General features: G+C 62.5%; 1 pseudogene. It reads left to right on the top strand.

From position 1 onward, the window contains the following. A pseudogene (locus ACFZPT_RS26740) lies at positions 1 to 264 on the top strand (peptidase M23); the annotation flags it as partial.

Below are 264 nucleotides of genomic sequence, written 5' to 3'. Positions count from 1 at the left end.
AAGAAGCGCGGCAAAAAGCCCTGATCGCCCAGCAGGAAGCGGAAAAAAAGAGTCAGCGCGAAGCTGAACTGGCGGCCCCCACCGACGCTCCGGCACCCCGCAAACCGGCACATACAGCGCCGGGGCCACTGGTTTCCAGCGCCGGCGAGTCCTTCGGCGGACCATTTGCTTCGGAGCGAGGCAAACTTCCATGGCCAGTTGATGGTCGACTATTGGCAAGCTTTGGGGAAACCCGTGGCGATGACACCCGCGCCAAATGGGACG

It is taken from the genome of Pseudomonas sp. MD330_10 (assembly GCF_042610415.1).
In the GTDB taxonomy this organism is placed as follows: domain Bacteria; phylum Pseudomonadota; class Gammaproteobacteria; order Pseudomonadales; family Pseudomonadaceae; genus Aquipseudomonas; species Aquipseudomonas rhodesiae.
This window is presented reverse-complemented; position numbering and strand designations above follow the sequence as displayed.